Origin of the sequence: Deinococcus aestuarii (genome assembly GCF_018863415.1) — a bacterium.
Lineage (GTDB): Bacteria > Deinococcota > Deinococci > Deinococcales > Deinococcaceae > Deinococcus > Deinococcus aestuarii.
On sequence record NZ_JAHKSN010000011.1, the window covers coordinates 14,092 to 26,513 of the forward strand.

10 protein-coding genes are annotated in these 12,422 nt (G+C 70.1%); 6 read left to right on the top strand and 4 right to left on the bottom strand.

Features of this window, described 5'->3' with window-relative positions:
- Window positions 1-15: 15 nt before the first annotated feature.
- Window positions 16-867 (bottom strand): hypothetical protein, encoded by an 852-nt coding sequence (locus IC605_RS13800; RefSeq protein ID WP_216325141.1) that lies wholly within the window; start codon window positions 865-867, stop codon window positions 16-18.
- Window positions 868-902: 35 nt separating this feature from the next.
- Complete coding sequence (locus IC605_RS13805; protein WP_216325143.1) at window positions 903-1,436, bottom strand: DUF2721 domain-containing protein; 534 nt, start codon at window positions 1,434-1,436, stop codon at window positions 903-905.
- 120 nt (window positions 1,437-1,556) lie between these two features.
- Here IC605_RS13805 and rlmN point away from each other — a divergent pair, with 120 nt between their 5' ends.
- From rlmN to IC605_RS13835, 6 genes are all read left to right on the top strand, one after another.
- On the top strand, window positions 1,557-2,594 hold the full coding sequence (gene rlmN, locus IC605_RS13810; RefSeq protein ID WP_216325145.1) for a dual-specificity RNA methyltransferase RlmN: 1,038 nt from the start codon (window positions 1,557-1,559) through the stop codon (window positions 2,592-2,594).
- Between the two features lie 215 nt (window positions 2,595-2,809).
- The gene (locus IC605_RS13815) at window positions 2,810-4,435 is read left to right on the top strand and encodes a tetratricopeptide repeat protein (protein ID WP_343216619.1); all 1,626 of its coding nucleotides are present in this window, start codon (window positions 2,810-2,812) and stop codon (window positions 4,433-4,435) included.
- A complete protein-coding gene (locus tag IC605_RS13820; protein WP_216325147.1) occupies window positions 4,432-5,670 on the top strand; it encodes an SPOR domain-containing protein in 1,239 nt (412 codons plus the stop codon). Before IC605_RS13815 ends, IC605_RS13820 begins: the two co-directional genes overlap by 4 nt.
- A gap of 5 nt (window positions 5,671-5,675) precedes the next feature.
- Window positions 5,676-6,374, top strand: coding sequence for a redox-sensing transcriptional repressor Rex (locus IC605_RS13825; protein ID WP_216325150.1), 699 nt, complete (start codon window positions 5,676-5,678; stop codon window positions 6,372-6,374).
- Entirely contained in the window at window positions 6,371-7,000 is a 630-nt protein-coding gene (locus IC605_RS13830) for a hypothetical protein (RefSeq protein WP_216325153.1), read from the top strand. The genes IC605_RS13825 and IC605_RS13830 overlap by 4 nt, the downstream gene beginning before the upstream one ends.
- Before the next feature lie 13 nt (window positions 7,001-7,013).
- Window positions 7,014-9,107 (top strand): hypothetical protein, encoded by a 2,094-nt coding sequence (locus tag IC605_RS13835; protein WP_216325157.1) that lies wholly within the window; start codon window positions 7,014-7,016, stop codon window positions 9,105-9,107.
- A gap of 77 nt (window positions 9,108-9,184) precedes the next feature.
- Here IC605_RS13835 and cpdB read toward each other — a convergent pair whose 3' ends face one another.
- A complete protein-coding gene (gene cpdB / locus IC605_RS13840; protein ID WP_343216620.1) occupies window positions 9,185-11,110 on the bottom strand; it encodes a 2',3'-cyclic-nucleotide 2'-phosphodiesterase in 1,926 nt (641 codons plus the stop codon).
- A 23-nt stretch (window positions 11,111-11,133) separates the two neighbouring features.
- Window positions 11,134-12,414 (bottom strand): lactate 2-monooxygenase, encoded by a 1,281-nt coding sequence (locus tag IC605_RS13845; RefSeq protein WP_216325160.1) that lies wholly within the window; start codon window positions 12,412-12,414, stop codon window positions 11,134-11,136.
- Between the last annotated feature and the right edge of the window lie 8 nt (window positions 12,415-12,422).

A 12,422-nucleotide genomic window follows, 5' to 3' on the forward strand; every position in this document is an offset into this window, starting at 1 on the left:
GCAACAACCGTTCGGCTACCGAAGGAGGGGATTGGCGGGTTCAGGGGTGACTGACGCATAGATCGGTGTACATTCTTCCATCACCAGCTCCAGCGCCTCATCCTCTGCCCGCTCCGCTGCGGTGTCGCCCCGAGCCTCCAAAGTCAGATGGGTCGCGCCCGCCACCCGTACCGCTCCACAGACCGAGAGCAAGAGGGCCCGCCTTAATCCGGTGTCTCTTGCGTCGGGGCGCACCCCCGGGGTTTCGAGCGCGGCTTGCTCGCCATGCAGCGAGGCCCGGCAGATACCGACAGGCACGCCCGAGCCGTCGTAGGCCAGACGACCCAGCGTGTCGTCGGAGCCGCCAAAGTCAGGCTGCACTGCCAGGGCAGTGACATGGGTATGCCCGATGCGGTCGGAGTAGGTCTGCTGGGCGGCCCAACGATCTTCCAGGTGGCCGACTTCCGACAACGGAACAATGCTGAACCCGTCCGGCACGACAGGGGGCACAGACGGGAGGGAGCCAGTCATCCGCGTGTAGGCACTGACCGGGTGCAGACCAACCATGTTGAGTGCCTCCTCGGGGAGCAGATGGGCCTCAGCGTAGGCATAGAGGTGGCGCTCGGTCGCCAGGGCAGCCCGGATCAGCGCCACGACCGTCTCGTGTTGCACCGGGCCGGGGAAGGCACCCCCCATCACCTCCGCCCCGTGTGCAGGCGAGGGACGTAACCCGACGGCGCCCACGGCTTGCCGAGTGCCGTCCTGTGCAATCCAGGCGGCAGTCATCTGGGCTGTCATTTCCTCGAAATCCTGCTCACTGCACCTATAGAGGAGAGCGAAGACGGGTAGCGCCGTCAGAGGCTTGACGTTGACGAGATGAAGGGGCACCGGCAGAGGCTACCCCGTGCGACACCGCATGGTAGTCACACCTCGCGCACCACCTTCTCCGCCTCATCGCTGTAGAGGGTGGCGTAGTGCTGCCCGAGGTTGACAAGGAACTGCATCTCCTCGTGCGTCGTCCGCGCACTCAGCCGCGTCTCGAAGCTCAACAGCAGCGCCCCATAAGCGAGAGACGCCGCGCCCAGGATGGCGAGGACCACTGGGGCAGGGCCGAACCTCGCGCCGAAGAGTGCCCCCGAGCCGATCAGGATGCTCGTCAGCACCAGTAGGGCGACCGCCACGTACAGCGCCGTCATCGCCCGCTGGATGATACGGCTGCGGCGGGCCAGCCGGGGCAACTGGCGGATGATCATGCGCTTTTCCTCGCGCGCCAGAGGTTCTTGCTGCCCGTCCTCGCTGACGAGCACCTTGAAGCGGGCGGTCAGGTGCCGCACCCGGTCGGTGGTGCGCCCCAGCCGTGTACTCGTGCTCATCAGCAGGGTGCCCGCGCCGCTGATCAGCACGGCGGGGGTGATCATCGCCGCGAGGACGCTGAGGGTGGAGTCGGGCGCTGCCATAGCTTCAGGGTAGGGCGGACGGGAAAGTGGGTGGGGGACGTTGCTTGCACGTCCGGACATCCGTCCCCCAAGGTGCATCTGACCCTCCCCCCGCCCGTGTCCGGACGGTAGACTCTCCTGATGCAGCTTCTCCTCGACCTTCACCCTGACGAGTACCCGCTGGAGGGCTTCCGGCGGCGGCAACTGCTGGAGTGGGTCTTCGCGCAGGGCGTGGGGACGTTTGACGCCATGACGAACCTGCCGGCAGAGGCGCGCGCCGACCTCGCCTCCGACTTCAAACTCAACCCCTTTAAGGACATCGAGACGGTTCGTAGTGCCGACGGCTCCGTCAAGTACCTCTTCACCCTGGGGGACGGGCGGCAGATGGAGGCCGTCTACATGCCCTATCTCGACCGCAAGACGATCTGCGTCTCGACAATGGTGGGCTGCCCCGCCAAGTGCGCCTTCTGCGCGACGGGCGCGATGGGCTTCGGGCGCAACCTGACCCCGGGCGAGATCGTGGGGCAGGTCCTTGCGGTCGCGGGCGGCGAGGGGATCGCGCCGCGCGAGCTGCGCAACCTCGTCTTCATGGGCATGGGCGAGCCGCTGCTGAACTACGCGAACACGATGGCGGCAGCCCGCATCCTCCTGCACCCCCAGGCGCTCGGCATGAGCAAGCGGCGGGTGACGCTGAGCACCGTGGGGCTGGCGAACGGCATCCGCAGGCTCGCCACCGAGGATGACCTCGGCATCAAGCTGGCGATCAGCCTGCACGCGCCGGACGAGGAGACCCGCCAGCGCATCATTCCGACCGGAGCCGCCAACTCCATCCCCGAGATCATGGCCGCCGCCCGCGAGTACCAGGCGGTGACGGGACGGCGGGTGACGTTGGAGTACGCGATGCTGCGCGGGGTGAACGACCATCTCTGGCAGGCGGAGCTGCTGGCCGACCTGCTGGGTGGTCTGGTGAGCCACGTCAACCTGATCCCGATGAATCCCTGGGACGGCTCGGGGTTCGAGTCGAGCACGGAGGCGCAGATTCAGGCGTTCTACGACACGCTGGAGGCGCGCGGCGTGGACGTGAGCGTGAGGCGTTCGCGCGGCAAGGATGCCGGGGCGGCGTGCGGGCAACTCGCCCTGAAGCGGCCCGGGGCGGTGGCGGGGGCGGTCCCGGCTTAACGTCCCAACCCCAGCTCCCGACGTGCCTTCCGTGACCGGGGGGCACATTTTTCTTGGCCCGGCGGCCCAAAAGACCGGGGGAGACGGCTCCCGCCCAGCACAACCATTGCCCTGCCGTGGAACAATTACGGCGCCCAGCGCCCACACCGCGAGTAAGGGTTCAGAAAGAGCCGCGTCGTTACGATTCCCCCGTTCCCCCGTACAGGAGGCCCCCGGTGACTCAACCTACCCCCCTTGTGCTGCTCAGCCTCTTGCTGGCCGCCACCCCCGCCGCCTCGGCACAGACGCTGGTCGAGACCTCGACTGCGGTCTCCGTGCAGAACACGTTGATGCAGACGGGCACCCCCGCCGCCCCCCGTGTTCCGGCCATGCCCATCCCACCGGCCCCCACCACGGCACCCTCCCCGACTGCCCCGGCGGCCACCACTCCGCCCACCGCACCCGTCGCCCCCTTCACTCCGGCCCAAGTCGCCGCGCTCGGGCAGGCGCAGGCGGCGCTGCGCGGCGGGCAGCTCGGGCAGGCGCGCACCCTGTTCGAGCGGCTGATCGCGCAGAATTACGCGCAGCCGGAGCCACACTTCGGGCTGGGCCTGACGCTGTTTGCGCAAAACGACCTGCGCGGCGCGGCCTTCGAGTTCACGCAGCTCATGGCCCTGGCACCGGGCCGCTACGAGGGGCCGTATAACCTGGGGGTCATCGCCACCCGTGAGGGACGCCACGCCGAGGCGCTGAAGTTCTACGGCGAGGCGGCCCATCTGGCGCGCGGCAAGGCGGGCACGGCCACCGTGCGGCAGGTGCTGGGGGCCCTGGCCGCCGAGCAGACCCGCGCCGGGGACTTCACGGGACTGGGCGCCACCCTCGCCGAGGTCGCCGCCCTCGACCCGAGCGACGTGGACGCGCAGTTCCGGCTGGCGCAGGCCCGGACGCTCGCGGGGCAGGGCGCCCTGGCGCTGCCGGGGGCCTACGCCGTCTTGCAGCGGCAACCCGCCCATCTGGACGCCGCGCTCCTCGTCGCCGACATCTACGTGGCGCAGGGCCTGTCCAGCCGGGCGGTGCGCGAACTCGACGCGGCGGCCGGGCGGGTGACCCGGGGGGAGGACCGCGCCAGACTTCTGCTGCGCAAGGCGGACGTACTGGCGACTTCCGGTGACGCGCGCGGGGCCGTCCTCGCCGCGCAGGAGGCGACCCGGGCGGATACGCGGAGCGCCGCCGCCTTCGCCCGACTGGCCGAGCTGCGGACCGTGAGGGGGGACCGCTCCGGGGCGCTGACGGCCTCCCAGAGCGCCGTCCGGCTCGCGCCGAAGAATGCGGGGTACCGCGCCAGCCTGGCCGCCCTGCGGCTCGCGCTGGGGCAGTATGCCGACGCGGCGCGGGACGCTGCCCAGGCCCTACGCCTGAGCCCCGACCCCGCCACCCTCGCCCGCGCCCAGTTCGTGCAGGGGCTCGCCGCCTACCGCCAGGGGCAGTACGGCCCGGCGCGCGCCGCCCTGCGCTCCAGCGCCCTGGGGGCCCCCAGCGCCGACACGTTCCTGTGGCTGGGCCTGAGCGCCTACGCCCAGAAGGACTACGCGGGCGCCGCCACGGCCCTGGGCGAGAGCGTGCGGCTCGACCCCACCCCCACCGCGCGCCAGAATCTCGCCTCGGCGCTCCTCGCGTCCGCCCGTTACCCGGAGGCCGAGGCGGTGCTGCGCGGATTGGTCGGTGAACAGCCGAAGAACAACGAGGCCTGGTACCTGCTCGGCCTCGCACAGCGTGCCCAGACCCGCGAGGCGGAGGCCCGGCAGTCGCTGAAGACCGCCGCGAACCTCGGCAACGCCCGGGCGCAGGGGGCCCTGAAATGACCCGCGCGTCCGGGAAAGCCCGCCGCTGGCCCGACGTGCTGATCGGCCTGCTGGTGGTGCTGCTGCTCGGCGGCTTCGCCTTCCTCCTCGTCGGCCAGCGTCCCCAGCCGGTGGCGCAGGCCCCCACCCCGGCGACCCCGCCCGCCACCGAGCCGGCCCCCGAACCCATCACAATTCCCACCGCGCCAGGCAGCGACGCGACCGGGAGCATCCCCGCACCCGTCACGCCTTCCACCTCCCCCGGGGAGGCGGGCGAGGCCGCTCCGGCCACGACGGGAACCACTCCCCCCGTGACCGACGAGAACACGGGCACCCCCGCCGACGCGCCGACGACCACACCGGACACGGCCACTGCGGGCGCGCAGAACAACGACCCCGCACCGACCACAGAGATTCCTGTGGTTCCGGCCGCGCCCATCGAGCAGGCTCCCCCGGCGGGCGCCACGGCGACGAATCCCGCGCAGAGCGAGCCGGCCGACCCCCCCCCCTCCACGCCGCCGCCCGCCGCGACCACGGTCACGCCTCCCCCCTCGGCCGCGCCGGTCGCCACGAGCGAGCGGCGCACGCCCCTGCGCAGCGACTACCGGGTCAGCCTGGGCTCGTTCGCCACGCGGCGCACGGCCGAGCGCCTCACCGAGGGTGTGCGCGACCTGGGATACACCGTCTATCCCATCGACCTGGGTGATCAGGTGGTGGCACAGATCGGCCCCTTCCCGGACGAGGCGACCGCCCGCCGGGCCCTGGCGGATATCCGGCGGGCTTACCCGGGAGCCGTTCTCTATCCGCCCCGGGGACGCAGCCTGCGGGGCGACACGGCCGAGCCCACCCCTTCCCCGGCCCCCGCCGCACCGGACACGAACCGTCCCGCGGCGACCGCTCCCACCTCAGCCGCACCTGCGCTGGTTCCTGACTCCCCCGCTCCCCCCGAGGCGATCCCCGCTCCCACCCCCGCCCCGAGCACGCCCACCCCGCCCACCCCGCCCGCCGCTGCCGAGCCCAAGGCGAGCGTCCCGGCGGCGAGTGCTCCCGTGTACCTCCAACTGGGGGCTTTCGACCAGGTGGAGAGCGCGCAAACCCTCGTGGCGGAGCTGCGGCGGGAAGGCTACACGCCTACCGTGAACGCTCCCGACGGGCGCAAGGTCACCGTGCTGGTCGGCCCGTTCAGCGGCACGGCCCTCACGAACGCCGAGACGAACCTCGCGGCGCAGGGCCACGACTTCTTCCGGGTGCGGTGAGCGGGGTGACCGGGATTCCCACCGCCACCATCAGCCGCCTGGTCACCTACCTCCGGATTCTGGAGGGCCTGGAGGGACAGGAGGTGACCCGCACGAGCAGCACCGACCTCGCCGAACGGGCCGGGGTGACCGCCTTCCAGGTGCGCAAGGATCTGGCGTACTTCGGGCGTTTCGGCACGCGCGGCATGGGGTACACGGTCCCGGTCCTCAAGCGCGAACTCCTGCGGGTGCTGGGGCTCAACCAGACCTGGAACGTGGTGATCGTGGGGGTGGGGCGGCTCGGTCAGGCCATCGCCAACTATCCGGGGGCGAGCGACTACCAGTTTCAATACGTCGGCCTCTTCGATGTGAACCCCCAGCTTATCGGCACCGGGGTGCGGGGCCTGACGGTGCGGCACACGGGTGACCTGCGCGACTTCGTGGCGGTCACCCGTGTGGACATGGGTTTTCTGGCCGTGCCCCCCGAGCACGCGCAGGACGCGGCCCAGAGCCTCGCCGACGCGGGCGTGCGCGGCATCCTCAACTTCGCCCCGGTCGTGATTCAACCGCGCACGGTGGACCGCTCCGGTCTGCAAGAAATTGGTGACGAGTGGCGTGGTGTGATCGTGGAGAACGTGGACTTTCTGGCGGGGATGAAACGCCTCGCCTTTTACGTCCTCAACCCCGACCTCAGCACCGCCGGACCGGAGGAACCCGACGAATGAAGAGACTGTTGCCCGCCCTCGCCCTGCCCCTGCTGCTCGCCGCGTGCGGAGGGGGAACGCCCAGCCTCTCCGGTCAGGTGGGCATGACGGCCAACCTGACCGGGGCCGACATCGAAAGCACGTTGACGATCACAACCGACGCGACCACCGGTCAGGTGACCGGGCTCAGCATCAAGCAGCTCTCCGAGCAGCCCACGCTGCGGGTCGTCGTCGCGCCCGCCAGCCTCGGCGTGACCCTCACGGGCATCGAGGTGACGGTGGTCGATGCGGCCGGAATCACCTACAGCAAGGTCTTCAGGCAGGCCCTGGCCGAACGCGTCCCCAGCGGCTACGCCTGCAAGGCGACGGTGGAGGCGACCCAGCCCCTCGTGCCCTTGACCGACCAGTGCGACTACAGCCTGAAGATGCCCTACGCGAAGACCGTGGATGTGGCGAATGTTCCCGTCATTGACGCGACGACCACGGGGCAGGCGGCCTTCGACTTCGCCTCTCGCTACTCAGACCTCACGGCCTGCCCCGACCTCTCCCTCAATGTCCGGCTGCTCGGCTTCGACGACCTTCGCCGTGAGATCCAGCCCATCGTGATCACCCGGGCGCCGATTCAAGAGACCTGCAACGTCCTCTAGGAGTAACCAGTCCATGACCCATCCTGCCCTGCGCTCCCTGGCCCTCACCCTCCCCCTGCTGCTCGCCGCGTGCGGGGGCACGACGCCCGGCACCACGACCTCCACTGGCGGCAGCAACCAGGCACCCGAGGCCAGCATCCTGAGTGCCAGCGGCGCGAGACTGGGCACGGGGGTCGTGGTCGGCCCCAGCGCGCAGTTCACGCTGAACGTCAGTGACGCCGACGGCAGCGTCCGGGTGATCGAGTGGACGGTGACGCAGGGCCCGAAGACCCTCTCCAGCGGCAAGCTCAGCGGCGATGAGGTCAAGGCCCGGCTGCCCCTCACGCTGCCCACCCTGGCGGGCGGGACCTACACGCTCACGGTGAAGGTCACCGACGATGGGGGCGCCACGGCGAGCGCGCAGACGGGCTTCACGGTGGACGCCACCGCTCCCGTCCTCGGCCCCGTCGCCCTGAACGGCACGGCCCTCGCCGACGGGGCGAGCACCACCCTGGTGGTCGGCGCGAGCGGCACCCTGACGGCGAGCGCCACCGACAACGCCGCGGGCGTGACCCTGAACGTGTACCGGGGCAGCACCCTGTTCGCCTCCGGAACGGGCAGCGTCACAGCCGACCTCAGCGGGGGCGCCGCCGGAAGCACGGCCTACACGGTGGTGGCCGTCGATGCCGTGGGCAACAGCACCAGCCGGGCCTTCACGGTGAACTACCAGGCCAACTCCAAGGAGACGCCCGCCCCCACCCCGGTCCTCTTGATCAACAACACGGGCGCGCAGCCCTACAGCAACGTGCTCAGCGTCACTGCCTCGGCGGGGGTGGCGCCCGGGATCGCGCTGAAGCAGTTGATCCTGGAGGTCACCGACGCCAACGGCATCGTGGACACCACGACCTACACGGCCTCCAGCGAGAACGCCACCTTCAACATCGACACCACCAAGTTCCCGGACGGGGCCCTCAAACTGCGGGCCATCGCCATCGACGCGACCGACCAGCGGGGCACGAGCGGCGTGAACACGGTGCAGATCAGCAACCTGGTCGCCCCCACCCTCACCATCGTGTCGCCGACCAACGGCGGCAGCGTCACCGGGATCACGGACGTGACGATTCAGGTGCGCCGCAACAACACGGGCTTCGACTTCACCGCGCAGACGGACAATGTCGCGCTCGACGTCATCGACTCGCGTGGGCAGCTCGTGACGACCCAGACGGGGACCCTGAGCAAGGTCAACGAGGGGCTGTACCAGGCCACGCTGAGTGTGGACTTCAACGCGACCCAGTACCTCAACGGGGCCTACACGCTCAAGGCGCGCACGAACGTCCTGCTGAGCGGGGAGAGCACGGCCCGCACGCTCACGGCGGTCAACGACGTCTCGAACCTCTCCAGGGTCGGCGTTCCCCCCGCCCTGAACATCATCCTGCCCGCCTTCTACGGCGACGACCCCAACAGCCCCCAGAGCGGGAAGCGGCCGGTCCTCACCCGCAAGAGCGCCATCGCCGTACAGGTCAGCGACAGCGACGCGATCCAGCAGGTGCAGCTCCAGTTCACCTGTGACCAGGCCACCCGGCTGCCCACCCAGAGCTGCAACACGTCCGCGTACAACTTCAACTTCCCCATCGGGGAGGCCGGGCTCTTCTACCGCGTCTTCGACACGGGCGTGCTCATCGACGGGCAACCCTTTGTCGAGAACGGCAACTACGTGATGCGTGTGACGGCCACCGACGCGGCGGGCAACAGCAACATCAAGGAAATCAACGTTGTCGTGGACCGGAGCAGCGCGGGGATCGCCAATCTGGGTCCGGTGGTCACCACCACCTTCGAGAGCGCGGCCAGCAAGTACACCCCCGCCTCCGCACTCTGGCGGGTCCAGGGAACGAACGTGAACCCCGTCCGGATCATCTCCCTGTGGTACGACGGCGGCGGAGAAGGGCTGTCCCGGGAAATCCCGACCCTGGTGGGCATCGAGACCGACGCGGCCCCGGGCAGCGTGATCGGAAGCGGCACCTCCTTCAACAAGGCGGGCTCCTACCGCCAGGACTTCCTGGTGCAGGACCTCGTCACGGGCGTCGTGGAGCTGTACCCCGGCGGGCTGGTGAACGTCAGCGAGAAGTAAAGCCCTGGCGTGAGTGCCAGGCATCAAAAAGAACCGCACTGCATACACGGTGCGGTTCTTTCTCCTGTCGTGCGGATTTAGAACTTGATCGTGTACTCCGCGAACCCGTCCTCGCGCGTCCGCAGCAGCGTCGCCCCGGCGGGCAGTGACTTCTGGGCGTTCGGGCTGCTCACGTAGAGCAGGGTCGCGCCGGGGATGGGCGTGAGCTTCCAGTTGCCGTCGGCGGTGGGATTCACCGTCTTCTGCTGCTGGAAGAACGAGATCAACGCTTGGCGCGTCTCGTCGGGGGCCTGGAGGATGATGTTCTTGCCGTCCAGGCCGGGGAAAGAGCCGCCGCCCGAGGCGCGGTAGTTGTTCGTGGCGATCACGAACCGCGCGCCCTGGTCGATGGGTTTGCCCTGGTATTGCAGGTTCCTGATGCGGTGGGCGCCCTCGTTCACGAGCTGGCCCTTGCTGTCGTAGCGCGAGGGCTGGGTCACGTCGATCTCGTAGGTCACGCCGTCGAGGATGTCGAAGTTGTAGGTGGGGAAAGCGTCGTCCACCAGGGCTTGCGGCTCGGTCTTGGTGGGGTCGATCTGCTTGAACTGCCCGGCGGCGCGCTCGAGCCACTCCCCCACGCCCGCGCCGTTCACGAGGACGGCCTGCACGGTGTTGGGGTAGACGTACAGGTCGGCGACGTTCTTGATGGCGAGCGTCCCGGCGGGAATGTCCGTGTAGTAGCTCGCCCCGCCGCGTCCCCCGGCCTTGAAGGGCGCGGCGGCGGAGAGCACGGGCAGGTCCTTGTACTCGGTGTTGGCAAGCGCCGCCTTCACGTAGGCAGTCTGCGCGTTGCTCACGAGCTGCACGCTGGGATCGTCCTGCACGAGCGCCCAGTAGGAATTGATGGGGGCCGTGAGGTCGGCGACCTTGCCGCGCACGTAGGCGAGGGTGGCGTCGTGCGCCCCCTTGACGGCCTGGGCGATACGCGGGTCGGGGGTGACGAGGCTCTTTTTCGCCGTCTTGTCCCAGATCGGGCGGATGGCGGCCTGACCGTCGGCAACGGTCCACCGCTGGGCCCGGCGGTCGTAGTTCAGCCGCAGGTCCACGACGCCGAGGTCGTTGCCCCAGAAGCCCGCCATCACGACGGGCTTGCCGTTGATGGTGCCCTTGGTGATGTCGGCCCCGGGGATGCTCTTGTACACCGGCCCGGGGAACTCCTGGTGGCTGTGGCCGCTGAGCACCACGTCGATGCCGTCCACCTTGGTCAGCTCGGTGGCGACGTTCTCCTGGCCGGGCTGGTAGTCGGCGGTGATGCCGCTGTGGGCGATGGCGACCACGATGTCGGCCCCCTGCGCCTTCATCTGCGGCACGAACTTGCGGGCCGTCTCCACGATGTCGGCGGTGACGATCTTGCCGTCGAGGTTCGCCTTGTCCCAGTTCACGATCTGCGGGGGCAGCAGGCCGATCACGCCGACGTTCAGGACGTAGGGGCGCCCCTCGGTGTCATACACGACCTTGCGCTGGATCAGGTAGGGCGTGAAGGCGTTCTCGCCGGGCTTGCCGGTGCCGTCGTCCTTGTAGGCGTTGGCGCTGACGTAGGGCATGGGTGCGGCGGCCAGGACCTGCTGGAGGAAGGGCAGGCCGTAGTTGAACTCGTGGTTGCCGAGGTTGCCCGCGTCGTACTTCAGGACGCGCATCGCCGCGTGCATGGGGTGGAGCTGTCCGGCCCCCAGCGGCTGCACCCGCGCCACGAGGTCGCCGAGGGGGTTGCCCTGGATCAGGTCGCCGTTGTCGTAGAGCAGGGTATTGCGCTTCTCGCCCCTCGCCTGCTTGACCAGGGTGGCGGTGTACTCGAAGCCGAATTCACCCGTGGGCTTGTCCTGGTAGTAGTCGTAGCCGAGGGCGTTCGTGTGGAGGTCGGTCGTCTCCAGGATGCGCAGGTCCACGGTCTGCGCGCCCGCCGCGCCCAGCAACATGGCGGTCATCAGGGCGCTGTATTTTTTGAAGGAACGGGGCTTATGCACGCCCTCCAGAATACGCCGCCGGGTCAGGGATGTGTATGGCCGGGAAGGGAGGTCAGGTGCCGGGGTTCCAGATCGCGGGCCGCCCGCACCCCGAGCAGCCCCAGCGTGAGGTCGAGTTCGGCCAGGACGTTCCCAATGACCTCCCGGACTCCCGCCTCCCCCGCCACCGCGAGCCCGTAGGCGTAGGGGCGCCCCAGGAGGACGGCCCGCGCCCCCAGCGCGAGCGCCTTCGCCACGTCCGAGCCCGTCCGGACCCCGCTGTCGAAGAGGACGGGCAGCTCTCCCGCCGCCTCAACCACGCCGGGCAGGGCGTCGAGGGCCGCCACCTCCCCGTCGATCTGGCGCCCGCCGTGGTTGCTCACGATCACGCCGTCCACCCCGCGCCGGGCGGCCTCGCGGGCGTCTTCCGGGTGGAGGATGCCCTTGAGGAGCAGGGGCAGCCGCGTCCACTCGCGCAGGCGGCTCACGTCGTCCCAGCCGAGGTCGGGGCGGGTGTAGGTGGCGGTGAAGCGGGCGGCGGCGGCGCGCACCTGGGCGGAACTCAGGCCGAACGCTCGACCCTTGGCGGCGAGTTCGGCCCCGGCGCGCAACAGGGCGGGTGTGCGGGGCGGTTGCACGGCGGACGCCGGGAGGGGAGTCTCCAGCCGTGAGCGGAACACCGGGTCGCTGAGGTACTGGGCGATGCCGCGCCCACGCAGGAAGGGGAGGTGCCCGAGGTCGAGGTCGCGGGGCCGCCAGCCCAGCAGCGTCGTGTCGAGGGTGAGGACGATGGCCCGCGCCCCGCATCCTTCCGCGCGGCGGACGAAGGAGCGGGTCACCTCGTCGTCGGTGCCCCAGTAGAGCTGGAAGAGGCGGGGGGACTCGCCCATCGCCCGCGCGCAGGCCTCCATCGGCACCGACGCCTGGGAGCTGAAGACGAAGGGCACCCCCTCCTCGGCGGCGGCGCGGGCCACGGCGAGGTCGGCCTGCGGGTGGGCGCACTCCAGCACGCCGATAGGCGCGAGGAGCAGGGGCGTGGGGAACGTGTGGCCCAGCAGCTCCACGCTCAGGTCGCGCTCGCGGGTGCCGCTCAGCCTGCGGGGGAAAAGCCGCACCCGCTCGAAGGCGGCGAGGTTCGCCCGCATGGTGCGCTCGGTGCCCGCCCCGCCCGCGAGGTAGGCGAAGTCGGGGGGGCTGAGTTTGGCGCGGGCCGCCGCTTCGAGCCTTTCCGGGTTGACCGGCACGCGCGGGCGCTCGCCGCCCAGGCCGCGCACATAGACCCGCGTTTGTCTCGACCTGCCCGGTCCTGGTCCGATGTTCGTCATGCTGCCTC

Bases quoted from the DNA above. Each gene is read 5' to 3' on its own strand.
- IC605_RS13845 (WP_216325160.1), bottom strand. From the start codon at position 12,414: ATGACGAACATCGGACCAGGACCGGGCAGGTCGAGACAAACGCGGGTC.
- IC605_RS13830 (WP_216325153.1), top strand. From the start codon at position 6,371: ATGAAGAGACTGTTGCCCGCCCTCGCCCTGCCCCTGCTGCTCGCCGCG.
- IC605_RS13835 (WP_216325157.1), top strand. From the start codon at position 7,014: ATGACCCATCCTGCCCTGCGCTCCCTGGCCCTCACCCTCCCCCTGCTG.
- IC605_RS13805 (WP_216325143.1), bottom strand. From the start codon at position 1,436: ATGGCAGCGCCCGACTCCACCCTCAGCGTCCTCGCGGCGATGATCACC.
- IC605_RS13820 (WP_216325147.1), top strand. From the start codon at position 4,432: ATGACCCGCGCGTCCGGGAAAGCCCGCCGCTGGCCCGACGTGCTGATC.
- rlmN (WP_216325145.1), top strand. From the start codon at position 1,557: ATGCAGCTTCTCCTCGACCTTCACCCTGACGAGTACCCGCTGGAGGGC.